The organism is Streptomyces griseoluteus, assembly GCF_004784465.1.
Lineage (GTDB): Bacteria > Actinomycetota > Actinomycetes > Streptomycetales > Streptomycetaceae > Streptomyces > Streptomyces griseoluteus.
Map to the genome: position 1 here is coordinate 141,931 of NZ_SRRU01000010.1, position 25,308 is coordinate 167,238.

The following is a 25,308-nucleotide window of genomic DNA, read 5'->3' on the forward strand; positions in this document are numbered from 1 at the left end:
GCGGCCGGAGCCACCAGCGTCCTGCCCCGCACCCCGTCCGAGTCCACCGCGACCCCCCAGGCGAGCGGGAACGGCAGCGACGGCGGCGAGGGCGGCGGCGGTACCGGTGACGGCGGCGGCAAGAAGCCCAAGCGTCCCAAGCGCACCGGCTGGCGGCGGATCTTCCCCACCTGGCGGATGGTGCTCGGCACCTTCGTGCTGGGCGTGCTCGTGATCATCGGGCTGCTGTTCCTCGGCTACTCGATGGTCCAGATCCCGGCCGCCAACGCCCTGGCCACCAAGCAGGCCACCGTCTACCTCTACGCGGACGGCTCCCAGCTCGCCCGCGACGGCGAGGTCAACCGCGAGAACGTGGGCCTCTCCCAGATCGCCAAGCCCGCCCAGCACGCCATTCTGGCCGCCGAGGACCGCGACTTCTACACCGAGTCCGCCGTCGACCCCAAGGCGATGCTCCGCGCGGGCTGGAACACCGCCCTCGGCAAGGGCAAGCAGTCCGGCTCCACCATCACCCAGCAGTACGTGAAGAACTACTACCTGGCCCAGGAGCAGACGGTCACCCGCAAGGCCAAGGAGTTCTTCATCTCGATCAAGCTGGACCGGGAGAAGTCGAAGAACGAGATCCTCGAGGGCTACCTCAACACCAGCTACTTCGGCCGCAACGCCTACGGCATCCAGGCCGCCGCCCAGGCGTACTACAGCCGCGACGCGATCGACCTCGACCCGGCCCGCGCCGCCTACCTCGCCGCGCTGGTCAACGCGCCCAGCGAGTACGACGTCGTCTCCCACCCCGAGAACAAGCCGGCCGCGCTCGCCCGCTGGAACTACGTCCTGGACGGCATGGTCGCCAAGGGCTGGCTGAGCCAGTCCGACCGTACCGGGATGAAGTTCCCGATGCCGAAGGAGCAGACCGTCTCCACCGGCATGTCCGGTCAGCGCGGCTACCTGGTGGAGGCCGTCAAGGAGTACCTGGTCGGGCACGACATCCTCACCAAGGACCAGCTGGCCACGGGTGGTTACCGGATCACGACCACCATCCAGAAGCCCAAGCAGAACGCCTTCGTGAAGGCCGTCGACGACCAGCTCATCTCCAAGCTGGACAAGAAGAACCGCAAGGCCGACACGTACGTCCGCGCGGGCGGCGCCTCGATCGACCCCAAGACCGGCAAGATCGTCGCGATGTACGGCGGCATCGACTACGTGAAGCAGTACACCAACGGCGCGACCCGGGGCGACTACCAGGTCGGCTCCACCTTCAAGCCGTTCGTGTTCACCTCGGCGGTGCAGAACTCCTCCAGCACGCAGGACGGCCAGCGCATCACGCCCAACGCGTACTACGACGGCACCAACATGCGTCCCGTGCAGGGCTGGTCCGGCGGCCGGTACGCGCCGGAGAACGAGGACCAGAAGTCCTACGGCCAGATCACCGTCCGCAAGGCCACCGACCTGTCCGTCAACGCGGTGTACGCGCAGATGGCCGCCGACGTCACCGGTGACAAGGTCAAGGAGACCGCGATCGACCTCGGCATCCCGGCCGACACCCCCGACCTCTACCCGTCCCCGTCCATCGCGCTCGGCACCGCCACCGCCAGCGTGCTGGAGATGACCGAGGCGTACGCCACCCTGGCCAACCACGGCCGGCACGGCACGTACACGATCATCGAGGAGATCAGCAAGGACAACGTCCCGGTCCACCTGCCCGGCCGTCAGACCAAGCAGGCCGTCACCCGCGAGGCCGCCGACACCACCACCTCGGTGCTGAAGAGCGTGGTCGAGGGCGGCACCGCCACGGCCGCGCAGGCCGCCGGCCGTCCGGCCGCGGGCAAGACCGGCACCGCCGAGGAGGACACGGCCGCCTGGTTCGCGGGCTACACCCCCGACCTCGCCACGGTGGTCTCCGTGATGGGCCAGGACCCGGTCACCGCCAAGCACAAGCCGCTGTACGGAGCCCTCGGCGTGGCCCGGATGAACGGTGGCGGTCCGCCCACCGAGATCTGGGCGCAGTACACGCGGGACGCGCTGCGCGGCAAGCCCGCCGCGAGCTTCGACCTGGAGCTCCAGCCCGGCGCCGACGTGGTCGCGCCCAGCACCCGGCCCTCCACCTCGCCCGGCACCGACGCGGGCCAGGACAACGGCGGCACCACCGGCACCCCGAGCCAGGGCACCACGCCCACCGACGGCGGCCAGGGCAACGGCGGCGCCACCGGTACCCCGAGCCAGGGCACCACCCCGGTCGACCCGACCACCACGGGCGGCGGTGACACCACCGACGGCGGCGCCGGCGGCGGTCCGGCCACCACCACCGGCGGGCCCACCGACGGGGGCGCCACCGGCGGCGGCCCCGGCGGCCAGCCCGGTACGGGCGGCACGGACGGCGGCGCCGACCAGGGCACGACCGGTCCGCCCGGCGGCTTCGCCCCGCAGACGGCCCGGCGCCAGTAGCAGAGAACACGAGAAGGGGCTGACGACCACGGTCGTCAGCCCCTTCTCGTGTTCTCCCGGGCGGCTCAGCGAGGGCGGCGGTTCAGAGGTACAGCCCGGTGGAGTCCTCCGACCCCTCGAAGCGGTCCGCGGCCACCGCGTGCAGGTCCCGCTCGCGCATCAGCACGTACGCCACGCCGCGGACCTCGACCTGGGCCAGGTCCTCCGGGTCGAACAGGACCCGGTCGCCGGGCTCGACGGTCCGGACGTTCTGCCCGACCGCGACGACCGCGGCCCAGGCCAGCCGGCGCCCGACCGCCGCGGTCGCGGGGATCAGGATGCCGCCGCCCGAACGGCGCTCGCCCTCACCGGTCTCCTGCCGCACGAGGACCCGGTCGTGCAGCATCCGGATGGGCAGCTTGTCGTGGTGGGGGGTGCTCTGCTCGTCTCTGTTGGCGCTCACGTACCCGAACCTACCTGCCCGGGCGGCGCGGACACGCCTCCGGGTCGCCGCGGCTCCCCACCGCGGCGACCCGGTCGCAGAAGTCGTCCGTGACTAACGCCGGCGGCGGTGCCTGCGCTTGCGCGACCCGGCGACGATCAGCCCGACCGTCCCGGCGACGATGAGCGCGGCGGGCACGATGCGCTCCACGCGGGGCGCGCCGTCGTCGTCCACGAACTGGTCGCGTACCTCGGTCATCACTCGGTTGACCTGCACGTACGCCCGTCCGAAGACACGGTCGACGCCGGCGACGGCCTTCGCCTTGGCATCCCCGACGATCGTCTTCGGGTGCACCCGCACCCCGATCTCGTCGAGCGTCTCGGCCAGCACAGCGCGACGGCGCTCGATGTCCGCCTCGATCTGCGCCGGTGTTCTGGTGTCCGACGTCTCCGCCACCGTACGGCCTCCGAAATCTCCTGATGCTGTTCCGAACAGTCTGTCAGCTCCACGCCACACCGCACGGCAGGGGCACCCGGTTAGGCTGGCCCGATGAGCGAGCGACTTGAGCCCGGGGACGTTGCCCCCGCCTTCACCCTGCCCGACGCCGACGGGAACGAGGTGTCCCTGTCGGACCACAAGGGCCGCAAGACCATCGTGTACTTCTACCCCGCGGCGCTTACCCCCGGCTGCACCAAGCAGGCGTGCGACTTCACCGACAACCTCGCCCTGCTGGCCGGTGCCGGGTACGACGTCATCGGCATCTCGCCCGACAAGCCGGAGAAGCTAGCCAAGTTCCGTGAGCAGGAGAACCTGAAGGTCACCCTCCTCGCCGACCCGGAGAAGAGGGTGCTGGAGGCTTACGGCGCCTTCGGCGAGAAGAAGCTGTACGGCAAGACCGTCACCGGTGTCATCCGCTCCACGGTCGTGGTGGACGAGGAAGGCAAGGTCGAGCGCGCGCTGTACAACGTCAAGGCCACCGGCCACGTGGCGAAGATCATCAAGGATCTGGGCGTCTGAAGCCGCCGCCCGGCCGCTAGCATGGCCGGGCAGCAGCAGGCGGCCGTGGTGGAATTGGCAGTCACGCTGGGTTTAGGTCCCAGTGGGGTAACTCCCGTGAGGGTTCGAGTCCCTCCGGCCGCACCAGAACTCAGCCCAGCAGCTCCCGCACCACCGGGACCAGGGCCCGGAACGCCTTCCCGCGATGGCTGATGGCGTTCTTCTCGTCCGCGCTCAGCTCGGCGCAGGTACGGCTCTCGCCCTCCGGCTGGAGGATCGGGTCGTAGCCGAAGCCGCCCGTACCCGCCGGGGCCTGCCGCAGGGTGCCGCGGAGCTGCCCCTCCACCACCCGCTCCGTGCCGTCCGGCAGCGCCAGCGCGGCCGCGCAGGCGAAGTGGGCGCCCCGGTGCTCGTCCGCGATGTCGGAGAGCTGGGCGAGCAGCAGGTCGAGGTTGGCGGTGTCGTCGCCGTGCCGGCCGGCCCAGCGGGCGGAGAAGATGCCGGGGGCGCCGTTCAGCACGTCGACACAGAGCCCGGAGTCGTCGGCGACAGCCGGAAGCCCGGTCGCCCGGGCGAGCGCGTGCGCCTTCAGCAGGGCGTTCTCCGCGAAGGTGACGCCGGTTTCCTTGACGTCCGGGATCTCGGGGAAGGCGTCGGCACCGATCAGCTCGTGCGGCAGCCCGGCGTCGGCCAGGATGGCCCTCAGCTCGGTGATCTTTCCGGCGTTACGGGTGGCGAGGATCAAGCGGGTCATGGGGGCCAGTATCCCCGGCCCCCTTCCGCCGCCCCGTCAGGGGTCACAGCTCCGCCTGTCCGGCGCCCTTCAGGAGCGACAGGTTCAGGGTCTCGGCCATGGTGTGGAAACCGAGGTCACTGGGGTGCAGGTGGTCGCCGGAGTCGTACTTCGGGAGCATCCGGTGCGGGTCGCGGGGGTCCTTCAGAGCGAGGTCGAAGTCCACCACCGCGTCGTACACCCCGCCGGCCCGGATCTCCGCGTTGACCTGCTGGCGCATCCGCTCCAGGGCCGGGGTCCAGGTCCGGTGGCCGCCGAAGGGGGTCAGGGTGGCGCCGACGACCTTCAGGCCGCGCGCGTGCGCCTGCCGGACCAGGGCGCGCAGCCCGTCGGTGATCTTCTTGCCGTCGGCGGCCGAGCGGGAGTGCGTGACGTCGTTGATGCCGAGGTCGATGACGACGACCTTGACGTTGGGCCGGGACAGCGCGTCGCGGCCGAAGCGGGACAGTCCGCTCGGGTTCTCGGCGGGTCGGCCCAGGCCGTCGGCCAGCACCTGGTTGCCGGTGATGCCCTCGTTGACGACGGAGTAGCGCGGAACGTCCGCCCCGCTCGCCGCGGCCGAGCGCAGCCGGGAGGCCAGCACGTCGGGCCAGCGGCGGTTCTCGCCCATGGTGGAGGTGACGCCGTCGGTTATGGAGTCGCCGAACGCCACGACCGTGCCGTCCGCCTCGTTGCTGAGCACGTCCAGCGCGGTCAGGTAACGCCAGTACGCGCTCCGCTCGGCGTACGGCATGCCCGTCGCCTCCTCGGTGCGGTCACCGGGCGCCACGAACGAGATCTGCCGCGCGTGCGGGTGGATGGTGACCGGCCCGGAGGGCGTGGGGGAGTACGTGGTGACCAGAACGTCCTGGTCGTGCGGTACGACGATCCGCACCGCGTCGCTGACGGCCTGGCCGCCGGCCGGGATGGTGACGGCGTAGGCGCCGTCGAACGTCAGGCGGCGCATCGTTTCCGCACGGGCGGCGGCGGTGCCCCGGCCCGCCGAGAGGGCCACCGAGGCGTGAGAGATCGTCAGCGGCGCCTGCCCGTACAGGTTGGAGAGGGTGACGCGGGCGCTCGTACCGCCGGTGTTCGCGTGCACGACGTTGCGCACCGAGCGGCCCGCCAGGCCGGCGGCCTCGGTCCCGGGCTCGGCGCCGACGGGCGAGGCGGCCCAGGAACCGACCCAGGTGCCCGCGGAGGCGGGTGCGGCGGACGAGCCGTGGGGGCGCCGGCCCGTGGCCGAGGACCCCGAGGTGCTGTCGCCGGCCGCCGACCTGATGAGGACGGTGACGGAAAGGGCGACGACGAGTGCGACGAACGCACTGAGCAGGGCATAACCGTGGCGCTTGGTCACGCTGGCGTTGTTCTCCTCGGGAGACGGGAAGCCGGACGATCAATACACCATGATGCGGCATATGGGGGAACGGAGTTGACGGGCACCCCGGTCCATGGGACCTGGCCCGACCCCCTTTCAGTCTGACGCCGGGAACCTCCTGTCCGTTCCGCGGGACGGCGGGAAGGGACAATGTGTGTGCGGGATCACCGATCGGGCGGAGCGAGATGGAACGCGCGCAAACGGAAGAGGCACAGCCGGGACGCACCCCCCGGCCGACGGCTGCCGGACGGGCCGGTTCGCACCGGACCATGACCGCCTTCACGGCGGCCGACGAGGAGCGCCAGCGCGGCGTACGGCGCATGAAGCTCACGGCCGCCGGACTGCTGCTGTTCGTCGCCGTCGTCTACGCCCTGGCCACCTGGGCCGGGCACGCGGGGGCGGGACCCTGGACGGGCTATGTGGCGGCGGCCGCCGAGGCCGGAATGGTCGGCGCGCTCGCGGACTGGTTCGCGGTCACCGCGCTGTTCCGCCACCCGCTGGGCCTGCCCATCCCGCACACCGCGATCATCCCCACCAAGAAGGACCAGCTCGGCGTCTCCCTCGGCGAGTTCGTCGGGGAGAACTTCCTCTCCGAGGACGTCGTACGGCAGCGGCTCGCCGCCGTCGGCATCGGCAGCCGGCTCGGTGACTGGCTGGCCGAGCCGGCGAACGCCGACCGGGTCACCGCCGAGCTGGCCACCGCGCTGCGCGGCGCGCTGACCGTACTGCGCGACTCCGACGTGCAGGCGGTGGTGGGGGAGGCGATCACCCGGCGGGCCGACGCGCGGGAGATCGGTCCGGCCGTGGGCAAGCTGCTGGACCGGATCGTGGCCGACGGCGGTCACCGGCGCGTGGTCGACCTGGTGGTGGGCCGCGCCCACGAGTGGCTGGAGCGGCACCGGGACGACGTGATGGTGGCCATCGAGGGCGGTGCGCCCGGCTGGACACCGCGCTTCGTGGACCGCAAGGTCGGCGACCGCGTCTACAAGGAACTGCTGCGCTTCGTCACCGAGATGCAGGAGATGCCCACGCACCCGGCGCGGGCCGCCCTGGACCGCTTCCTCACCGACTTCGCCTCCGACCTCCAGTCCGACACCGAGACACGGGCGCGGGTGGAGCGGCTGAAGAGCGAGGTGCTGGCGCGGGACGAGGTGCAGGACCTGATCGCGTCCGCCTGGACGGCCGTACGGTCGATGATCGTCGCGGCGTCGGAGGACGAGCACAGCGAGCTGCGTCTGCGGGTGCGGGCCGGGCTGCTCTCGCTGGGGCAACGGCTGGCGACCGAGCCGAAGATGCAGGGCAAGGTCGACCGCTGGATCGAGGGCGCGGCCGTGCACGTGGTGACGACCTACCGCAGGGAGATCACCTCCCTGATCACCGAGACGGTGGCGGGCTGGGACGCGGAGCACACCACCCGCAAGATCGAGGCGCACATCGGGCGCGACCTCCAGTTCATCCGGATCAACGGCACGGTGGTGGGTTCGCTGGCCGGGCTGGTGATCTACACCGTGTCGCGGGCGCTGGGCGGCTGAACGGCTCGTCCGGCGAGGTGAGCCTGCCGGACGGGCCGGTCTGATCCCGCGCGGCGTGGGCACCCGTAACTCGTCCTTCGACGAAGAAGGGGTGCCGATGAGCGAGGGGTGCCGATGAGCACGGGAGCAGGGACGCCGTCGAGAGCGGGCGGTTCGACCACCACCGACATCCCGGCCCGCCTGGACCGCCTGCCCTGGTCCCGCTGGCACTGGACGATCGTGATCGGGCTGGGCACGGTGTGGATTCTGGACGGCCTGGAGGTCACGGTCGTCGGCAACATCGCAGGCCGGCTCTCCGAGCCCGGCAGCGGGCTGTCCATCAGCTCCGGGCAGGTCACCGGCACCGCGGCCGCGCTGTACGTGGCCGGTGCGTGTGTCGGCGCCCTGTTCTGGGGGCGCCTGACGGACCATTTCGGGCGCCGCAAGCTGTTCATGATCACGCTGGCGGTCTATCTCGCGGCGACCGCGCTGACCTCGCTGTCGACCGAGGCATGGTGGTTCTTCCTGTTCCGCTTCCTGACCGGCTTCGGTATCGGCGGGGAGTACGCGGCCATCAACTCCGCGATCGACGAGCTGATCCCGGCCGCCTATCGGGGCCGGGTCGACCTGATGATCAACGGCAGCTTCTGGCTGGGCGCGGTGGGCGGCTCCCTGCTGTCCATCCTGGCGCTGGACACGGCCTTCCTGCCGGAGAACATCGGCTGGCGGCTGACCTTCGCCCTCGGCGCGGTGCTCGCCCTGGTCATCCTGCTGGTCCGGCGGCACGTACCGGAGAGTCCGCGCTGGCTGCTGATCCACGGACGGGACCAGGAAGCGGAGGAGATCGTCTCCGGGATCGAGCGGAAGATCGAGGAGCAGACGGGGGAGCCGCTGCCCGCGCCCGAGGGCCGGCTGGAGATCCACCGGCGGGGCAGCGTGACGTTCCTCGAGATCGCCCGCACCGTCTTCGGCCGCTACCGCCGGCGCGCGGTGCTCGGCTTCTCCCTCTTCATCGGCCAGGCGTTCCTCTACAACGCCATCACCTTCGGCTTCGGCGCCATCCTCACCCGCTTCTTCGACGTCCCGGCCGACCGGACGGGCTACTACTTCGCGGTCATCGCGGTCGGCAACTTCTTCGGCCCGCTGCTGCTGGGCAAGCTGTTCGACACGGTGGGCCGGCGGGTGATGATCTCGTCGACCTATCTGCTGTCCGGGGTCCTGCTGTTCGCCACGGCCTGGCTCTTCGACCGGGGTTCGCTGAGCGCCTCCACCCTGACCGCCTGCTGGTGCGCGGTCCTCTTCTTCGCCTCCGCGGGCGCGTCGAGTGCGTATCTGACGGTCTCGGAGATCTTCCCGATGGAGACCCGCGCGATGTCGATCGCCTTCTTCTACGCCCTGGGCACCGCGGCGGGCGGCATCAGCGGCCCGCTGCTCTTCGCGGACCTCACGGGCACCGGCAAGGTGGGGGACACGGTCCTCGCCTTCCAGATCGGCGCGTCCCTGATGTGCGTGGCGGGGCTGGTGGCGGCGGTACTGGCGGTACGGGCGGAGGGACGGTCGCTCGAGGACGTGGCCACGCCCCTGTCGTCCACCTCGCCTTCGGGGGCGGGGGAGAAGGGGGTGGGGGTGGGGTAGGGGGCTGAGTTCTGTGAAGTCGGGGCCGTCCGGGGATTACCGGACGGCCCTTGCGGCTTGAGGCCGGGCGGGGCCGAGGAGGCTCAGCTCTAAGGGTCGGCGAGCGCCGGGGCGAGGGCACCGGCCTTCGGTGTCGGCCCCGGCGGTCGGCCCGGGCGGATCGGGGCGGTAGCGGCGGTCCCGTGGTGCTCAGTTCCGGCGGGTCGGTGAGCGCCCGGGTGGAGAGGACGCCGGCGCCGGCCTCGCGGGATTCCGCCTTGGCGGCCGGCGACGAGCGGGTCGGCAGCACCGGGGCCCCTGGTTTTCAGCCCTGGCGGCCGAGGAGGGCCGACCAGGGCGCCGGCACCGGCTCCTTCGCGGGTGGCCCCGGCGGTTGGCCGGCCTGAGCTGGGCGACAGCACCGGTCCCGTCGTGCTCCGCCCCGGCGGTCGGCCAGGGCCGAGTGGGCGGCGCCGGCCTCGCGGGGTCCGGGTCTCGACGGTCGGCCGGGGCCGAGCAGAGCGACAGTACTGACGCCCTGGTGTTCAGTTCCGGCGGTCCGCGAAGGCCCAGGAGGCGAGGGCGACGGCGCCGGCCACGCCGAGGACGGACGGCCAGGCGCCGACCTTCTTGGCGAGGGGGTGGGAGCCGGCGAAGCCGGCCACGTACGCACCGGTGAGCGCGGCGGCCGTAGGAGCCCCGGCCCGGGCGTTCCACTCGCGGGCGGCAACGGCCCCGGCGGCGGCCAGCACGACCCCGCCGAGCGGCCGCTTCTTGGTCCAACGAGCGACGCCGTACCCACCGACGAGCCCGGTGGCGGCGACCACCGCGCCAGGAACCTTGGCCATGACTTGTCTCCTGTCGTCCCGTATGCCGTGTTCGGCATGCCTGCCGCCGAGGCTAACGCGCGGCACGGAGCACCCGCCGACCGGGCCACCCTCCCCGAAGTGGCCGAAAACCTCCCCCATGCCCCCGCGATCACGGGGCATCCGAGCTTCGCTGTCCCGACGTCCCGGAAGAGGAGCCCCCACGATGACCGTGACGACCATGCAGCCGAGATCCCCCATGACGGTCTCCGACTGGACCGACCTGGTGGAGGCCGTTCGCGAGACGGGCCGGTATCCGACGGCGGCGGAGGCCGAACAGGTCACCCGTATCGTCCTGTCCGGCTTCGGCGGCGTGCTGAGGGGTGACTCGCGCGCGGCCTTCGCGGAGGTCCTGCCCCCGGAGGCGTGCGAGGCGCTCTTGTCCCAAACCCCCGAGAGCTTCCAGCCCACGGCACGGGAGTTCGTCGAGTCCATGGCGACCCGCATCGAGGGCGCGACCCCCGCGACGGCCCGGTGGCATGTCAGCTCGGTCCTGAACGTCCTCGCCGAGCGCGCGGGCACCCCGGCGACCGCCCGCCTGATCTCCCAACTCCCACCGGGCTACGCCCTGCTGTTCGGACTGGCGGAGTTGATGGGGACGGCGGCGTAGAGCCCTCGGCGCGAGCGCGTTTGTTCAGCCGCGCAGATACGCGTGTATGGACGCGGCAATCGCCTTGCCCAGAGGGACGGTGACCAAGGGGTCGTCGTACCGAAGCCTTCCCGCCCCGTGGAATGGCCTTGTACTGGGCGCGGGAGAGCACCTCCGTGTTCCTGCCGAAGTGCAAGGTCGAGCCGGGAGACGGTCTCGGTACGCGAGAGCCGAACGAGCAAGTGACGCCCGCTTAGGTGGATGCGTCGCCAGGTGCGTTAGGAGGCGACCCCGCACTTCCGGCATGGTCTGCGCGAACCGGTCTGAGCCGGCGGGGCCGCTCTCAGCGGTCAGTACGCGCGGCTGCCAGTATGGTCTGCGCGTCCGCGTACTGATGGCCGTCATGGAGCGCGGCCACGATGTTGAGTACGGCCTTTACGTCACGCTCGACGACGACGGTTCGCAGCAGGGCCTCAGCCGCTTCTTCCAGCCCGGACGCTCTGTACGCGGCGAGCACCTCCGGAAGAGCCTCCGGAGTGATCTTCCGAGCCCTGTCCCACACCAGCATGTAAGTGTCGCGAACGCGCCCTGCCGTCTGATGGCGGTGAAGCAGCGCTAGTTCGGTGGAGAGTGCGGGACTCGCGGCCGCTGTCAGGTGCCGGTCCCCCTCGGCCGGGGGGACCGGCACCTCAGTACGCGGCGGCATGGCAGCCGTGCGCCGTCGGCTGCCGTGAATGTGCACGCGCTTTCGCGCCAGTCGGCGAACAAACCGGGGAGCCGGCCGACCCCGCTCAGAAGCGGGTGCCTCCGCAGAGGGTGACCCGGGGCCGGGAAGCGGGGTCCCTCCACCACGCTGAGGGCACGACATGCAAAGTGACGCGCGCCCGCGCAGCGCGATCAGTTCGTCAAGCGAGCTCGTCAAAGTCTCGCTGCGCAGCCGGACATCCTCCGAGATGACGGCGTAGATCGCCCGGATGTCCTTTTCTTTCGGCAGCCTCGCACCGTTGAGGTAGCTGGAGTACGTGCTCGCCGCCAGCCCGGAGGCGTCGGCGACTCTCTCCTGAGTCAGCGGGGTGCAGTCCTTCAGATCACGCATCGCGGTCACGAACTTGCCGAGAGCGGGAGAGCGTTCGCTCGGGATCTCTCTCCACCTCTGTGTTCTGCCGGTCACACCCGTCCCCTCCTCCGCGGCCCCACGCCAGACGCGCTCCCATTGTGAGCGATGAGACACCAGCCTTGAAGATTCCGTGAAGGATGTGACGTACGCGTTCGCCGTGAAGGTCTCGCAGCCCTGGATTTCTGGACCGTGACCGGGTGAGAGTGGACCACCGCCGGGGACATGCTGCGGACTTCCTCCGCCGTCTGGCTGACACCGGCTTTCGGGGAACTTGCGTAAGGGGAACGTGAATGACTCTTCCGTCGTACGAGGACACCAGGCTCGGCACGATGAAGCGCGCGGCGCTCTGGCTCGTGACTGTGGTGGGGGAGGGCAACGTCTTCACCAAGGAAGACGTCAAGGCGGTCTTTCCGGGCGTCAGCCAGGCCGATCGCCGGGTCCGGGATCTGCGCGACTACGGCTGGCAGATCGACACCAACCGGGAGGACGCTTCCCTCGGCCAGCACGAGCAGCGCTTCGTCCGGCAGGGAGTGCCGGTGTGGGAGCCGGGCAAGGGGACGCGGCCCAGCACGACGATCACTCAGACCCAGCGCCGCGAAGTCCTCGCGCGGGACGGTCACTTCTGCCGCTCTTGCGGTATCGCCCCGGGGGAGAACTACGCCGGCACGTACGAATCCGCGCAGCTGGACATCGCGCGCCGGGTGGTACGGCGGCCGGGCGGCGGCGAGGCTGTCGAACTCGTCGCCGAGTGCAACAGGTGCCGGGTCGGGGGGCGCGGCCTGACGGCGGACCCGGGAACGGTGCTGGCCGGCGTCAAGGAACTCAGCGGTCTGGAGCGCAGGATGCTCGCGGACTGGATCGACCAGGACAAGCGCGAGTTCAGCAGGGTGGAGCAGATCTGGGCGGAATACCGCACGCTCCCCGAGGAATCGCGGACGAGCATCCGTAAGGCGCTCTCGTCCGGCGACTGAGACTCAGCACCGCACTTTCCGGTGAGGCCGGCCCAGAGCCGGCCTCACCGGCAGGACCTGACAGACACTTCCGCAGAAGAAGGCTTTCGTGAGCAAGGACTTCGGCCGGCCGCCGCTGGCACGGCAGAACCAGACACTGGTCGAGCAGCGACTGAAAGAAGCAGCCGGCGCTGGTGGCCTCCGTGAAACCCTGACCGTGGAGTGGCGTACCAAGCCGCTGCACGTCGAGGTCATCGACATGCCGGTGGACTCCCTCTACTACAACCCCGGCACCCACCGCATCCGGGCTCAGCGCAGCCACGATCCGGTGCAGGACCTGCGGCTGGACGAGGACCCGTGGAGCCCCGAGAGCCAGGACTACCTGCACATCCTCCTCATGGCCCTGCCGGCCGATCCGACGAAGAAGGACCCTGAGTTCGAAAATCTCGCGGACAGTCTGCGTGATTACCGGCAGAACGAGCCCGGTCTCATCACGCGTGACGGGATCCTCGTCAACGGCAACACCCGCAGAGCGGCGCTCAAGGAGCTGGGTGTCGCGAACATCCGGGTGGGAGTACTGCCTGAGTCCTGCACCTGGGATGACATCAACGCGGTCGAGCTCTCGCTTCAGCTCCGTCCGGACCAGCGCCGTGACTACTCGTACATCAACCGGTTGCTTGCCATCGAGGAGCAGCACCTGCTCGGCCGCAGTGTGGCCGACATCGCCCGTGAGTTCCGGATCCGGCCCTCGACCTGTGAGCAGGACTTGTGGATCCTCTCGTGCCTGCGTGACCTCATCGACCGGTCCAGAGACGCAGACGCGCAACTGCGCCTTCTGGACTTCGAGCAGCATCAGGAGAAGCTCCGGGAACTGCATCGCCGTTACGTCAAGGAAGTCGCGGTCAACCGTGAAAACGCGGAGCTGCTGAAGGAGAATCGTCTCGCCGCGATCGTTCTGGGATTCTCCAAGACGGACGTCCGTCTCATCGAGCCGGACTTCCGGGCGCGGTACCTGGATCAGAAGCTGCCCGCGTCGCTGAAGCCAGAGGCGCCCGTTACGGCGGCTGTGTCCATCCCGGGGCTCAACCGGACGGTGAGATCTGCGGCGCCGAAGGTGGCCGAGGCCAAAGCCCTTACGGACACTGTTCTGAAGGCGAAGGCGGTTGGAGCCGCCGAGGACGGGAAGCTCACGGAGCGCGGGACGACTGCGGCGAAGGCGTTCTCGATGGTTAAGGAGGCGGTGGAGGCCGCGCTGGAACCCGCGGGCAAGGACGCCCGGGTACGGAAGCGCAAGCAGGCTGCTCCCGACCGGATCACTGACGCGTGCCAGGACATCGAACAGTGCGTTACTGACCTGACTCTCGCCAAGGCATCCAACAGCCTTGACGAGGAAGCATTCGATGAGGCGGTGCTCGCCCTGCGGAAGTCGCTGACGAAGCTGGCGATCGCGACTCAGCGGAGTATCAAGGCGCCTGGAGACGGCGTCTCATGGCTTCTGGACGCGGTGCGCCAGGAGGGCGCATGACCACGGGCACGGAGCCGACCCTGCGGGTCGCCTTCGACGCCACCCGTACCCGGGCGGTGCTGAGGGCGGCCCCGGGGCTGGAAAGCGACTTCTCAAAGATGTCCATCCGCTTTCCGGCGGGCGGGCAGCGGACCTCGCTGGCTGTGGAGGTTGACCTCGACGACTTCCTGACGGGACTGGACGCTCTCACCGCGTGGCCGCACGCCGATTCGGTTGAGTGGGACCAGGATCTCGCCACGCTTGTCGGTGAAGTGCTCGATGACGCGGACCGGGCAGAGGAACTCCTCGGCAATCCGGACACCGCTGGCGTCGTCACACCAGATGAGGTAACCCAGCACCTCGGCCTGGACTGGTGCGCCGAACTCACGGACTTCCAGCGCCGGGACATCGCTCACCTGCTGTCCATGCAGCATGGTGCGAACTTCTCGGTGCCCGGAGCCGGCAAGACGCGCGTCGGGCTGGCGGTGTTCGCGGCGATGCGCGCGAGAGGCGATGTCCGCCGGCTTCTCGTGGTGAGCCCTAAGTCGGCTTACGAGTCCTGGCAGTTCGAGGGCGAGACGTGTTTCAAGGAGCCCCTGACTGTCCGCGTCATGGACGGGGCCCCGGATCCGGGCACGGATGTGCTCATCGTCAACTATGAGCGCCTCGACCGTTCCCTGAACGCCCTCGCCTCATGGCTCCGTGCCGCTCCCGCGGTGCTCATCCTGGACGAGGCGCACCGGATGAAACTGGGAGCCCGGGGGAAATACGGCAGTGCCTGTATGGCGCTGGGGCCACTCGCCCGACGGCGTCTCATCCTGACCGGCACGCCCGCTCCGAACGGCGCCCGGGACCTGGAGAACCTGCTGTCCTTCGTCTGGCCGGGCCACGGGCGCCGAGTGGTGACCCAGGCAGTGGCGGGCGGCGATCTCGCCTACGCCAGCACCGTGCTGCGGCCGATGTTCACACGCACTACCAAGAACGAACTCGGCCTGCCCCCCTTCGAGACGCGCGTTCGTTATGTCCAGCTGCCCGGACTGCACCGTGAGTTGTACGACGCGCTGATCGGCAACTTCACCGCGCGGGCCGAGGCGGGCCGCTCGGACTTCGACGCGCTCGGCAAGGCGACTTTGCGTCTGCTCATGGCAGCCACCAGTCCGGCTCTCCTGGCGGAGGGAGAGAGCCGGCACTCGCCGCTCTCGTATCTGGTCCCGCCGCTCGCTGTACCCGAGTCTGATTCGCTGTACTCCCTGCTGCACCGGCTGCCCAGCTACGAACTGTCGCCCAAGTACAAGGAAGTGCTCAGTATCGTCGCCGAGAACGCCGCGATGGGCCAGAAGACCCTGGTCTGGTCGACATTCGTGCGCAGCCTGACAACGATGGAGAGGCTCTTCTCCGCCTATCAGCCCGCTGTCGTACATGGCGGCACGCCTGACCGGGAGGAGCAGATCCAGCGGTTCCGTGACGACCCTGACTGTCACGTGCTGCTGTCGAACCCGGCCACCCTCGGCGAGGGCATCAGTCTCCATCACGTCTGCCACGACGCTGTCTATGTCGACCGTGACTTCATGGCAGGGCGCTTCCTGCAGAGCCTCGACCGTATTCACCGGCTCGGTCTCGCCCCTGACACGGAGACGCGCGTCACGGTACTAGCCGCCGAAGCCACGATTGATGAGGTGGTGGCCCACCGGCTGGAGGACAAGCTCGCGTTCATGGGGCAGATTCTGGACGACCCCTCGGTGCAGCAGCTGGGAGACCTTGAGGAGGAACCGGCCCTCGCAGCGGGGATGGACATGGCCGACGTCCGGGCACTGCTGAAGCACATTGATACACATGGCGCCAGGTGAAGGTACCCGGCGTGCCGCGCGGCGCTGGATCGAGTACCTCGCGGTGGCCGATATCCCTCGGGTGCGTTCGCTCTTCACACACCACCCCGATTACTCGGATCTCACGCCGGTCCAGTACGCGGACGGCCTGGCCTGGCTGCTCAGCCGAGGCCTCGTCACGTCTGACGGCCGCTCGCTGATCAGGGCTTGCGGGCATGAACAGCGTGATGGAGAAGCCGCCTTGGACGGAGCGCCGGCCCAGTGGACCCCCGCGTTGGAGGCTGCCCGCAGGGAGACAGGAACGGCTGGAGAGCGTGCCGTGGTCCGGCTGCTGGAACTGAGCGGTGCGGCCCGCGTCGTTCATGTGGCCGCGCTCTCCGACGCGTACGGATACGACGTTCACACGGAGCTGGGGGACGGAACGGCTGGACACATTGAAGTCAAGGCGACAACCGACCCGACCCGCCTGGTCATTCACCTGACGCGGCATGAGTACGACGTGATGCGCAGCGATCCGGACTGGCTGCTCGCGGCTGTCCTGGTCGGCGCGGATGGCGGTGCGCTGAATGTTGTGACAGTCAGCCGTGACTGGCTCAGCACAGCGGCTCCGGAGGACCGGGACCGCCGCGTGGAGTGGGAGTCGGCGCGTTTCAGCATCCCGGATTACGCGGTACTGCCAGGCATTCTGCATACCAGCGGCCAGCGGCTGGTTCCTGAGGCGATCGCGCCGTCCCTGCCCGTCTGGGGACTGTCGCGGGCGCCGTCAGCTTCGCCAGTGTGACTCAGCGCAGCCGCGGGTTATGGCGGCTGCGCTGCCTGGAAGTCAGCTGATCTTGGCGCGGTGCTGCGCGAAGCGTTCGTGCCGGGTGTGATCCTCCTGGCCGGTGAACGCTTTGAACTCCCCAATGCGGTACGCCGTGGCTCCGTTGGACCGCGTTTCAGTGGTCAGCTCGAAGTCATGGCTGAGGTGATTGAGGTGGCGCTCGACACCAGGCAGGTCCATGTGTGTGCCCTGCTTGGCCAGCCTGTCGATGATCTGGTCGACCGTCAGTGCCCGGAGCTCACCGCGGAGCAGCTTGTATACCGGGTCCAGGACCGCGTCGGTCGCCTCCAGGAGGACCCGCTCCTCGCCGACCTGCCGGATCGCATCCCGGATCGAGTCCCCCAGCGCCTTCGCGACGGGAGGAGGGAAGGCGTTTCCGATCTGGCGGTATACAGCGGTCTTGCGGCCGGGAAACTCCCAGTGGAAGTCCTTGATCTCCTCGGAACCGTCAGTCGCGACGGGCCGGATATCGTCCCAGCCTTGGATGCGGGCCACCATGGCGGTAGTGAGCTTGGGGCCTGGGACGCCGTCCGCGGGCCGCCAGCCCTTCTCCGGCGGGGTGTCACGCACACCCATCGCGTCCACCCCGAGCTCGGCCCACGCACGCTTAGCGCGGGTCGGGCCGAGATCGGCACCGCCATGCTTCTTCGAGCCGCCAACGATGGTGGGAGCAATCCTGCTGGCCTTCTTGACCCACTTCTCGACCTGATCCTTCTCCCAGCCGTTGCTGCCCATGAGGTCTTCAAGGAGTTTCCCTACCGTCCGGGCTTCCTTGGCGTGCGGCTCCGGCCACCGGAAATACTTGGCGTACTCGGGCCGGAGGGCGATGAGAACGAAGCGCGGGCGGAGCTGGGATACGCCGAACTCGTTGGCCTGCAGAAGTTTCCACTCGCCGATGTAGCCGTACTCGCGCAGCTTGTCGAGTACGTGCTGGCGGTAGCCGGCGAACCGGTTGGCGCTCAGCCCCTTCACGTTCTCAAGGAGGAGTGCCTTCGGCCGGATTTTCCCGCAGAGCTCTACCGCCCAGGCGAAAAGATCACGCTCGTCATTGGCGCCCAGCTGCTTGCCGGCAATGCTGAAGGGCGGGCACGGGACACCCCCTGCCAGCAAGTCGATGTCCGGATACTTCTCTGGCTGCCAGACCTTGCGATCCGCTACGTCTCCGACCCGTACCGTGCGCTCGACCTCGTCCTCGCTGTAGCCGAGGAACTTCACCAGATTGTGCTTCAGCGTCGCGGCGGCATGCTTGTCGAGTTCCACAGCGAGGCGGTGACGGAAGCCAGCCCGCTCCAGGCCGAGCGTCTGGCCGCCAGCGCCGGCGCAGATTTCGACAACTTCGAGTGGCTGAGTGCCCTCCGGCGCTGACATTCCGATCTCCTTCCAGACGCGCAGGCGGGGCCAGCGCGGGGGCCGCAGGGGTCGGCCGCATGTTCACAGCGTGCATCCGACTGCCTTGAGGCAGCACAGTAGCCGTCGCTCTGCAGCGGCGGCGGCTGACCGGGACAGCCGGCCGGACGGGTTTACGAAGTCTACGGCGCCCCGCTGGGATGCTGGCATCCCAGTCGCCCCACGCGTCCGGCGCGGGCGGACTGACCGGTTTTCAAGCAGTACCTTGCCGTGATCGCCCTCCGGAGGGCTGGCTCCGCTGGGCGGATTCTGCTGCCTGTGCGGCAACGTCTGCATTCCGTTAAGTAAGGGATGTTTTCGGCCATGGGAAAGCATTGCCCCCATGCTGTGTTCACCCGCGTCACAAGGAAGGCTTACGCCGGTCAGCGACCTGGCGGATAATCGCAGCTGCGGTTTCTTCGGCGGGGGTGTGTTCCCAGAACCGGAGGACCAGCCACCCCGCGGCCTCGAGCTGCTTGTCGGTATCCCGGTCGCGGGCAATGTTCCGTGCGACTTTTTCAGACCAGTACCCCGGGTTGGTCTTTGGTGACACGTAGTGAATAGGGCAGCCGTGCCAGTAGCATCCGTCAATGAATACGGCGACCTTCGTCGGCCGGAAGACCATGTCCGCCGACCGGCGAAGGTCAGGCAGCGGGCGTGCTGCCACCCGGTAACGCAGGCCATTGGCATGCACCAGCCGCCGCACCAGGCGCTCTGGTTTGGTGTCCCGGCTGCGGATGGCCTGCATGTTGCGGCGTCTCGCGGCTGATGACGCCCAGGATCCCTCCGGTGGGGTCCAGGGCTGTGGATCGTTCATTTCGTGACTCCTGCGGCGCGTACTCGGCGCTGACCCCGCTTTCCGCCGAGTACTAGCCACGTTATGCGTCTATCACTGCCGGATGCCCACGTGTCCGCGCGGCTAACGGGGGCTGGGTCACCGGCCGTCTCCGTGGCACTCCCCGTACTCCCGCCCACTCCCGCACCAACACCCAGCCCCCCGCTGCGGCGGCCAAGCCACCGCCAGTCCCCGCGCCGCCAGTGTCGTCGCGTACTCGGGGAGCAGGGCGGGGTCCGCCGGAGACGCGCCCTCCGAGGCCGCGAAGGCCTCGTACGACGGGACCGTGCCCGTGACGATGCCGAGGTTCGGGGTGCCGGAGGCGGCCAGTTCGCGGAGGGACGTCTCTATGGTCGCGAGGTGGTGGGCATGGGACGTGTACTCCGACTCCAGGGTCGGGTACGCCGTCACCAGTTCCGTCAGCTCCGAGGACGGCCAGTGCAGGACCGCCACCGGATACGGGCGGGAGAGAGCCTCGCGGGCCGTGGACAGTTCCGCTCGGAGGCGGGAGATCTCGGCTTCGAGTTCCGCCGGGTTCTCCGAGCCGAGGGACCAGACGCGCTTGGGGTCGTGGAGTTCGTCCAGGGAGACCGGGGAGGTGTGGAGGGTGTCGGCGAGGGCGTCCCAGGTGTCGTGCGGGAGGCCCAGCATGCGGCGGACCCGGTGGCGGCCGAAGAGGAGCGGGTGGGTGGCGTACGGCGGCTCCGGCGCGTCCGTCAGCAGCACGACCGCGCCCTCGTGGAACGTCTCGTGCGCCGCCTCCAGTTCGTCGTGCGACTCCAGCGCCTCCGCGACGATCACCCACGGCGCCGCGTCCCGCGGAGCGGCCGTGCGGATGCCGTCGATGATCGCGCGCGCCTCGGCCTCGTGGCCGTACTCCCACAGGTTCGCCGCCTTCAGGGCGCGGACGAGCTGCGGATGCTCCAGCGGGCCGGCCGAGAACAGCAGCCGGTCGTAGAGCGCGGTCGCCGCGGGGCGGGCGCCGGACAGTTCGAGGTGGGCCGCGGCGCGCAGCAGCAGGGCCTCCGCGTCCTCGGGGTACAGGCCGGCGGTCCGCTCCAGGCGTGCCGCTTCGGCGGTGTGGTCGACGTTCTCGGCAGGCGTGTCGGGGCGCATGCATGACACCGTACTGCCGAGGGGTGACAGCGGAGGAGGGCGCCCGACGAGGAGATTTCTCCAACTCGCGGCGAAGATCGGGAACCGGGCCGGAACACCGGGCGTTGTACGGGGTGAACGGGCCTGTACAGCCCGTAGCCATGGGGGCAAGGGGACAGAAGGGGGGTGTCGTCGGTGGTGCACAGTCGTTCCGCCGTCGCGCGCGCCCTGCTGCCGCTGCTCGTCCTGGTCCAACTCCTGCTGCTCCAGGCCGCCCTGCTCGGCTCCGGCGGTCTGAGCACCGCCGTCGCGCTCGCCGCGACCACCGCCGCCGGCACCGCCCTCGCCCTCTGCTCGGTCCTCACCGCCCGCCGCGTCCCCGCCGTCGCGCCGACGCGCGTCCGCACCGCGATACGCGACAGGGCCCGCCGTACGGCGTTCCTGGCGCAGCGCGACCCCGACGCGAGGGGGCGCCGCAGGCCACGGGCGCCCGGCCGGGTCCTGCCGACGACCTGCGCGTAGGGCCGCACCACCCCTCTCTCCGCCCCGCCCGCGCGGGTCGTCCTGCCATCGGCCGCTTCCCGGCCGCATCCCGCATGACGCCACCCCGTACGGAGGGTTCCCCATGTCTGTCTTCGCCCACCTGGTCGAGCAACTCGCCGACCTGCTGCAGCCGTTCTTCCATGCCTCCGCGACCGCCGCCGCGATCGTCCTGTTCACCGCGCTGGTCCGGCTGGCCACCCACCCCCTCGCCCGCGCCGCCGCCCGGGGGCAGCGGGCCCGCACCGCGCTCCAGCCCAGGATCACCGAGCTGCGCGCGAAGCACGCCCGCGATCCCGAGCGGCTCCAGCGGGCGGTGCTGGAGCTGCACACCGAGGCGAAGGTCTCCCCGTTCTCCGGCCTGCTGCCCGGCCTGCTCCAACTCCCCGCGTTCTTCCTGCTGTACCACCTGTTCTCCAACGCCACGATCGGCGACGGCCGCAACACCCTCCTCGACCACGACCTCCTCGCCGCCCCGCTCGCCGGCCGCTGGGCCGATGCTCTCGGTGGCGGGATCTTCGGCGGGCCCGACCTCGTCTACCTGGCCCTCTTCGCCGTCGTCGCGGCCGTCGCCACGGTCAACTTCCGGCGCGCCAGGCGTGCGGCGGCCGAGAACCCCGTACAGGCAGGTGACGTGCCCGGTCAGGCCGCGGTCGGCAAGGTGGCCCCGTTCCTGTCCTTCCTCACCCTGGTGACCGTCGCCGTCGTCCCCCTGGCCGCCGCGCTCTACGTCGTCACCAGCACCACCTGGAGCGCGGTGGAGCGGGCGATGCTGTCGTGAGCGGCCAGGGATACGGCCGGCCGGCAGGGTCAGAGGAGGATGCCCGCCAGCTTCCGCCAGGCCGCGCGGTGCAGGTCGTCGGGAGAGCCCTCCTGCACGACCTGGAGGGCGACGTGATCGGCGCCCGCCTCGAGGAAGGCGTTCACCTTCCCGCGGATGGTGTCGTCGTCGCCCCAGGCGTACAGCGCGTCGATCAGCCGGTCGCTGCCGCCGTCGCGCAGGTCGTCCTCGGTGAAGCCGAGCCGCTGGAAGTTGGTGGTGTAGTTGGGGAGCTGGAGATACATGTCCAGGTGGCCGCGGGCCAGTTCGCGGGCACGGGCCGGGTCGGATTCCAGTACGACCGCGAACTCCGGCGCCAGCAGCGGCTCCTGGCCGAGGATCTCGCGGGCCCGCGCGGTGTGCTCGGGGGTGACGAGATACGGGATCGCCCCCAGCGAACGCTCGCCCGCCAGCCGTACGGTCTTCGGTCCGAGCGCGGCCAGGACGCGCCGCCCGGCCGGGACACCGGCCGCGTCCAGCTCGTCCAGGTACTCCACCAGCGCCGAGTACGGCCGCCGGTACTGCTCGGTCAGCCTGGCGTGGCTCACGCCCAGACCGAGCAGGAAGCGGCCGGGGTGCGCGGCCTCCACCTCGGCGTAACCGGCCGCGCTCTCGCGGGCGTCGTGCTGCCAGATGCTCTGGATGCTGGTGGCGACGATCAGCCGGTCGGTCTTCTCCAACAGGGGCAGGGCGTTGACGGGTGCGCTGGAGCCGCCGAGCCAGGCGGTGCCGTAGCCGAGTTCCTGAAGTTCGGCCGCCGCCTCGCCGATCTCACCGCGCCGGCCCGGGTCCTCGTTGCGCAGGCCGAGGCTCCATACGCCGTACCGGCCGATCTCCGCCTTGGAGATGCTCCCGCTCGTCGAGTCGCTCATCGGTTCTTTCCCTCCGGCTGGATGTCGTGCACGAACGATCGTCGTGCACGACAGGCCCGACCGGAGGGAGCCGCGCGGGTGTCACACCTTCAGGAACCGCTCCAGCGCCTCGACGACCAGCCGGTGGTCCTCGATCTGGGGCAGACCGGAGACGGTCACCGAGCCGATGACGCCCACGCCTTCCACGGTGATCGGGAAGGAACCGCCGTGCGCCGCGTAGCGGTCGGGGTCGAGGCGGGACGAGTCCTCGAAGGTGGTGCCCTTGGCGCGGAAACGTGAGCCGACCAGGTAGGAGGCGGAGCCGTACCGCTCCACCACCCGGCGCTTGCGGGCGATCCAGGCGTCGTTGTCCGGGGTCGAGCCGGGCAGCGCCGCGTGGAAGAGCTGCTGGCCCGCGCGGTGGATGTCGACGGCGATCGGCGCCTGCCGCTCCCGGCCCAGTTCGACCAGGAGGGAGCCCAGCGCCCAGGCGTCGTCGTGGGTGAAGGTACGGAAGACCAGGCGCTGTTCCTGCGCCTCCAGATCCGCCACGCTCGGGGTGTTCTGCGCTTGCGTCATCAGAGGGTCACCGTCACCTTGTCGCGGGCGGAGCGGCGGGCCGCCTCCAGTACGTCGAGGGTCTCGGCGGCCTCCAGCGCGGTCACCGGGTTCGGGCCGGTGCCCCGGACGGCTGCGGCCACGGCCGCGTAGTAGGCGGGGTAGTCGCCGGGCAGGGTCTCCACGGCGGTGCCGCCGCCGGTGACTGGGGACTCGCCGGCGCCCAGGCGGCCCCAGAGCGACTCCTCCTCGACGCCCCACGCGGCGTCGGTGCCGGGGCGGGCGCCGTCGCGCAGCGCCGCCTCCTGCGGGTCCAGGCCGTACTTCACGAAACCGGCGCGCGAGCCGAGCACCCGGAAGCGGGGGCCGAGCTGGGCGGTGGTCGCGGAGACGTACAGGTGCGAGCGGACGCCGTTCGCGTGGGTCAGGGCGAGGAAGGTGTCGTCGTCCGTCTCGGCGCCGTCACGGCGGACGACCGCCTCGGCGTACACCTCGGTGACCGGGCCGAACAGGGTGATGGCCTGGTCGACGACGTGGCTGCCGAGGTCGTAGAGCAGGCCGCCGATCTCCGCCGGGTCGCCGGACTCGCGCCAGCCGCCCTTGGGCTGCGGGCGCCAGCGCTCGAAGCGGGACTCGAAGCGCCAGACGTCGCCCAGCGCGCCGTCGGCCAGCAGCTTGCGCAGGGTGAGGAAGTCGTTGTCCCAGCGGCGGTTCTGGAAGACGGAGAGCAGCACCCCGTGCTCGTCGGCGAGGGCGGCCAGTTCGCGGGCCTCGGCGGCGGTGCCGGAGATCGGCTTGTCCACCACGACCGGCAGGCCGGCCTTGAGGGCGGTGGTGGCGAGGGGCACGTGCGTCTTGTTCGGGGACGCGATGACGATCAGGTCCAGCTCACCGGCGCGCTCGAACAGCTCGTCCGGGGTGGCGGCGACGCGGACGTCCGGGAACTCGGCGCGGGCCTGCTCCTGGCGCTCGGGGTTCGAGGTGACGACCGTGTCCAGGACGAGGCCGTCCGTGGCGGCGATCAGCGGGGCGTGGAAGACGGAGCCGGCGAGGCCGTAGCCGATCAGGCCGACGCGGAGGGGTGTACCAGTCATGACTCCTACTTTCGCAACGCTGTTGCCAAAGTGCAAGCGGCGGGGAGAATGGACCCGTGAACAGGACGAGGAGCAATCCGGCGGGGGCGAATCTGCTCGCGGTGCGGTCGCACAACACCGCACTCGTGCTCGATCTGCTGCGCGGCGCCGGGGCGGAGGGCATCAGCAGGCTGGAACTCGCCGAGCGCACGGGGCTCACCCCGCAGGCCGTCAGCAAAATCACCGCGCGGCTGCGGGAGGACGGCTTCGCCGCCGAGGCCGGACGCCGGGCCTCCACCGGTGGCAAGCCGCGCACCGTGCTGCGCCTGGTCCCCGAGGCCGGGCACGCGGTGGGCGTGCACCTGGACCGGGACGAGCTGCGGGTGGTGCTGCTCGATCTCAACGGCACCGTGGTGGGCGAGCGGCGCGGTGACACCGGCCTCGGCGGCGGGGCGGAGACGGTGCTCGCGCTGGTCGTGGACGAGGTGACGGCGCTGGTCACCGAGGTGCTGGGCGGCGAGGGGCTCGCGGACGCCGGGACGCTGCTCGGGGTCGGGGTCGCGCTGCCCGGCCCGCTGGACCACGTCGGCGGGGTGCTGCACCGGGTGACCGGGTTCCCGGAGTGGGAGGGGTTCGCGCTGCGGGACGCGCTCGCCGGGCGGCTCGGGGTGCCGGTGGTGGTCGACAAGGACACCAACGCGGCGGCGCTCGGTCTTGCGGCGGGGGGCGAGGGCGGGTCGTTCGCCTACCTGCACCTCGGTACGGGCCTCGGCGCGGGCCTGGTGATCGGCGGGAGCGTGCACCGGGGGGCGCATACCGGGGCCGGTGAGTTCGGGCACCAGGTGATCCAGCTCGACGGGCCGCCGTGCGAGTGCGGGGACCGGGGATGCCTGGAGGCGCTGTGCCTGGCGGCTGTCGGGCGCGGCGAGACGGGGGAAGCGGCGCGCGTGCTCGGGGTGGGGGCCGGGAATCTCGCCGGGCTGCTGGACATCGACCGGGTGCTGCTCGGCGGGCGGACGGTCGCCGCGGCGCCGGGGGAGTACGTCGAGGGGGTCGCCGGGATACTCGCGGCGCGGGCCCGGCGCGAGGGGATGCTCGGGGACGCGGTGCCGGTACGGCTGGCGCCGGGCGGGGAGCGGGTGGTGGCCGTGGGGGCGGGGCAGTTGCTGCTGGCGCCGGTGTTCGGGCGGGCTGGGGGATAGGGGCCGGCTTCCGGGTCAGGCCGGCTCCGGGCCGCGGCGCCTTCCGGACGGTCCGGGCGGGGGCTGGTGCGTGCGGGCGCGAGCCTGCCGGTTGGCTCAGCGTGGGTCCACCGATCGGGCGGAGCTGGGGGTGGGGCCGGAG

Annotated in this window: 24 protein-coding genes and 1 tRNA gene; 13 read left to right on the forward strand and 12 right to left on the reverse strand. The window is 70.5% G+C overall.

Translation table 11 applies throughout. The features are described 5' to 3' along the window. The first annotated feature begins 177 nt into the window (after positions 1–177). Complete coding sequence (locus E5082_RS25845) at positions 178–2,439, forward strand: transglycosylase domain-containing protein (protein ID WP_425276874.1); 2,262 nt, start codon at positions 178–180, stop codon at positions 2,437–2,439. A gap of 82 nt (positions 2,440–2,521) precedes the next feature. On the opposite strand, the gene E5082_RS25850 is transcribed toward E5082_RS25845, so the two are convergent. Further along, positions 2,522–2,824: a co-chaperone GroES gene (locus E5082_RS25850; protein ID WP_373310107.1), complete on the reverse strand. Its 303-nt coding sequence runs from the start codon at positions 2,822–2,824 to the stop codon at positions 2,522–2,524. 150 nt (positions 2,825–2,974) lie between these two features. Continuing rightward, positions 2,975–3,316, reverse strand: coding sequence for a DUF3618 domain-containing protein (locus E5082_RS25855; protein WP_135793655.1), 342 nt, complete (start codon positions 3,314–3,316; stop codon positions 2,975–2,977). A 93-nt stretch (positions 3,317–3,409) separates the two neighbouring features. Between E5082_RS25855 and bcp the strand changes: the two genes are divergently transcribed. Together bcp and E5082_RS25865 are read left to right on the forward strand one after the other, a co-directional pair. Continuing rightward, positions 3,410–3,877: a thioredoxin-dependent thiol peroxidase gene (gene bcp, locus E5082_RS25860; RefSeq protein WP_135793656.1), complete on the forward strand. Its 468-nt coding sequence runs from the start codon at positions 3,410–3,412 to the stop codon at positions 3,875–3,877. A 39-nt stretch (positions 3,878–3,916) separates the two neighbouring features. Then, a tRNA-Leu gene (locus E5082_RS25865) sits at positions 3,917–4,003 on the forward strand. Positions 4,004–4,007: 4 nt separating this feature from the next. Here the strand turns inward: E5082_RS25865 and rdgB are convergent. Together rdgB and E5082_RS25875 are read right to left on the reverse strand one after the other, a co-directional pair. After that, complete coding sequence (gene rdgB, locus E5082_RS25870; protein ID WP_135793657.1) at positions 4,008–4,610, reverse strand: RdgB/HAM1 family non-canonical purine NTP pyrophosphatase; 603 nt, start codon at positions 4,608–4,610, stop codon at positions 4,008–4,010. A gap of 43 nt (positions 4,611–4,653) precedes the next feature. Next, positions 4,654–5,985 carry an SGNH/GDSL hydrolase family protein gene (locus tag E5082_RS25875; protein WP_135793658.1) on the reverse strand — a complete coding sequence of 444 codons (1,332 nt, stop codon included), beginning with the start codon at positions 5,983–5,985 and terminating at the stop codon, positions 4,654–4,656. A 206-nt stretch (positions 5,986–6,191) separates the two neighbouring features. On the opposite strand from E5082_RS25875, the gene E5082_RS25880 reads away from it, so the two are divergent. Together E5082_RS25880 and E5082_RS25885 are read left to right on the forward strand one after the other, a co-directional pair. After that, positions 6,192–7,538, forward strand: coding sequence for a DUF445 domain-containing protein (locus tag E5082_RS25880; protein WP_135793659.1), 1,347 nt, complete (start codon positions 6,192–6,194; stop codon positions 7,536–7,538). A 114-nt stretch (positions 7,539–7,652) separates the two neighbouring features. Further along, a complete protein-coding gene (locus E5082_RS25885) occupies positions 7,653–9,152 on the forward strand; it encodes an MFS transporter (protein ID WP_135793660.1) in 1,500 nt (499 codons plus the stop codon). A gap of 524 nt (positions 9,153–9,676) precedes the next feature. On the opposite strand, the gene E5082_RS25890 is transcribed toward E5082_RS25885, so the two are convergent. After that, a complete protein-coding gene (locus tag E5082_RS25890; RefSeq protein WP_135793661.1) occupies positions 9,677–9,979 on the reverse strand; it encodes a hypothetical protein in 303 nt (100 codons plus the stop codon). Positions 9,980–10,163: 184 nt separating this feature from the next. Between E5082_RS25890 and E5082_RS25895 the strand changes: the two genes are divergently transcribed. Further along, positions 10,164–10,607: a DUF2267 domain-containing protein gene (locus E5082_RS25895; RefSeq protein WP_135793662.1), complete on the forward strand. Its 444-nt coding sequence runs from the start codon at positions 10,164–10,166 to the stop codon at positions 10,605–10,607. Between the two features lie 322 nt (positions 10,608–10,929). Here the strand turns inward: E5082_RS25895 and E5082_RS25900 are convergent, their stop codons facing one another. Next, on the reverse strand, positions 10,930–11,757 hold the full coding sequence (locus tag E5082_RS25900) for a helix-turn-helix domain-containing protein (RefSeq protein ID WP_135793663.1): 828 nt from the start codon (positions 11,755–11,757) through the stop codon (positions 10,930–10,932). Between the two features lie 236 nt (positions 11,758–11,993). Between E5082_RS25900 and E5082_RS25905 the strand changes: the two genes are divergently transcribed. The 4 genes from E5082_RS25905 (at position 11,994) to E5082_RS25920 (ending at position 16,764) form a co-directional block, all read left to right on the forward strand. Then, positions 11,994–12,674, forward strand: coding sequence for a hypothetical protein (locus E5082_RS25905; protein ID WP_135793664.1), 681 nt, complete (start codon positions 11,994–11,996; stop codon positions 12,672–12,674). Positions 12,675–12,762: 88 nt separating this feature from the next. Further along, positions 12,763–14,178: a ParB N-terminal domain-containing protein gene (locus E5082_RS25910; protein ID WP_135793665.1), complete on the forward strand. Its 1,416-nt coding sequence runs from the start codon at positions 12,763–12,765 to the stop codon at positions 14,176–14,178. Further along, positions 14,175–16,004, forward strand: coding sequence for a DEAD/DEAH box helicase (locus tag E5082_RS25915; protein WP_135793666.1), 1,830 nt, complete (start codon positions 14,175–14,177; stop codon positions 16,002–16,004). The genes E5082_RS25910 and E5082_RS25915 overlap by 4 nt, the downstream gene beginning before the upstream one ends. Then, positions 15,991–16,764, forward strand: a complete 774-nt coding sequence (locus E5082_RS25920) for a protein NO VEIN domain-containing protein (protein ID WP_135793667.1) — start codon at positions 15,991–15,993, stop codon at positions 16,762–16,764. Before E5082_RS25915 ends, E5082_RS25920 begins: the two co-directional genes overlap by 14 nt. Before the next feature lie 42 nt (positions 16,765–16,806). Here the strand turns inward: E5082_RS25920 and E5082_RS25925 are convergent, their stop codons facing one another. The 3 genes from E5082_RS25925 to E5082_RS25935 all read right to left on the reverse strand — a co-directional run bounded on the left by E5082_RS25925 (position 16,807) and on the right by E5082_RS25935 (position 20,143). Beyond that, complete coding sequence (locus tag E5082_RS25925) at positions 16,807–18,174, reverse strand: DNA cytosine methyltransferase (protein ID WP_135793668.1); 1,368 nt, start codon at positions 18,172–18,174, stop codon at positions 16,807–16,809. Positions 18,175–18,553: 379 nt separating this feature from the next. Then, a complete protein-coding gene (locus E5082_RS25930) occupies positions 18,554–19,009 on the reverse strand; it encodes a very short patch repair endonuclease (protein WP_135793669.1) in 456 nt (151 codons plus the stop codon). A gap of 117 nt (positions 19,010–19,126) precedes the next feature. Further along, positions 19,127–20,143 carry an SEC-C domain-containing protein gene (locus E5082_RS25935; RefSeq protein ID WP_135793670.1) on the reverse strand — a complete coding sequence of 339 codons (1,017 nt, stop codon included), beginning with the start codon at positions 20,141–20,143 and terminating at the stop codon, positions 19,127–19,129. Between the two features lie 177 nt (positions 20,144–20,320). Between E5082_RS25935 and E5082_RS25940 the strand changes: the two genes are divergently transcribed. After that, the gene (locus E5082_RS25940) at positions 20,321–20,644 is read left to right on the forward strand and encodes a DUF6412 domain-containing protein (protein WP_135793783.1); all 324 of its coding nucleotides are present in this window, start codon (positions 20,321–20,323) and stop codon (positions 20,642–20,644) included. A gap of 103 nt (positions 20,645–20,747) precedes the next feature. Next, the gene (yidC, locus tag E5082_RS25945; protein WP_135793671.1) at positions 20,748–21,443 is read left to right on the forward strand and encodes a membrane protein insertase YidC; all 696 of its coding nucleotides are present in this window, start codon (positions 20,748–20,750) and stop codon (positions 21,441–21,443) included. Between the two features lie 29 nt (positions 21,444–21,472). Here yidC and E5082_RS25950 read toward each other — a convergent pair whose 3' ends face one another. The 3 genes from E5082_RS25950 to E5082_RS25960 all read right to left on the reverse strand — a co-directional run bounded on the left by E5082_RS25950 (position 21,473) and on the right by E5082_RS25960 (position 23,985). After that, the gene (locus tag E5082_RS25950) at positions 21,473–22,354 is read right to left on the reverse strand and encodes an LLM class F420-dependent oxidoreductase (RefSeq protein ID WP_135793672.1); all 882 of its coding nucleotides are present in this window, start codon (positions 22,352–22,354) and stop codon (positions 21,473–21,475) included. 81 nt (positions 22,355–22,435) lie between these two features. Beyond that, positions 22,436–22,912: a heme-degrading domain-containing protein gene (locus tag E5082_RS25955; protein WP_135793673.1), complete on the reverse strand. Its 477-nt coding sequence runs from the start codon at positions 22,910–22,912 to the stop codon at positions 22,436–22,438. After that, positions 22,912–23,985, reverse strand: coding sequence for a Gfo/Idh/MocA family protein (locus E5082_RS25960; RefSeq protein ID WP_135793674.1), 1,074 nt, complete (start codon positions 23,983–23,985; stop codon positions 22,912–22,914). The genes E5082_RS25955 and E5082_RS25960 overlap by 1 nt, the downstream gene beginning before the upstream one ends. Positions 23,986–24,041: 56 nt before the next feature. Between E5082_RS25960 and E5082_RS25965 the strand changes: the two genes are divergently transcribed. Beyond that, a complete protein-coding gene (locus E5082_RS25965) occupies positions 24,042–25,166 on the forward strand; it encodes an ROK family transcriptional regulator (protein ID WP_135793675.1) in 1,125 nt (374 codons plus the stop codon). The last annotated feature ends 142 nt before the right edge of the window (positions 25,167–25,308 follow it).